The 507-nt window shown below is 57.2% G+C and carries 1 pseudogene; it reads right to left on the reverse strand.

What is annotated here, in order from left to right:
• Positions 1–63: 63 nt before the first annotated feature.
• Positions 64–507 (reverse strand): annotated as a pseudogene (locus HMPREF0721_RS11330) (DNA-directed RNA polymerase subunit beta'); the annotation flags it as partial.

Genomic DNA, 507 nt, shown 5'->3' on the forward strand with positions numbered 1-507 from the left:
CCTCCATCATCTAGGCTACTAGGCCCGATTCACAATCGAGTTTACGAACCCATTATGTGAGTCTTACTCAAGACCGCGGCCGTACTCGTCCAAGGGAACAGCCATGTAGCCGCTGTTGGCGTAGGGGTACGGATCTTCACCTAGCTGGGTGAACGCGCTCTGGTAGCCGAAGCCATCAAACGCTTGCATCTGCTCCTCACGCGCCTTCTGGCTGGGCTCAACCTCAATATCGTTGTAACGAGCCAAACCGGTACCGGCGGGAACCAGCTTACCGATGATGACGTTCTCCTTCAGACCAAGCAGCGGATCGGTCTTAGCCTCCATAGCAGCCTGGGTGAGAACGCGAGTGGTCTCCTGGAAGGATGCGGCAGACAGCCAGGACTCGGTGGCCAGCGAAGCCTTGGTGATACCCATCATCTCAGGACGGCCAGCGGCAGGTTTCTTGCCCTCAACGAGCGCCTTACGGTTAGCCTTCTGGAACACAATGTTGTCCACGAGTTCACCGGG

The sequence above is a fragment of the Pseudoramibacter alactolyticus ATCC 23263 genome, assembly GCF_000185505.1.
Taxonomy (GTDB): domain Bacteria; phylum Bacillota; class Clostridia; order Eubacteriales; family Eubacteriaceae; genus Pseudoramibacter; species Pseudoramibacter alactolyticus.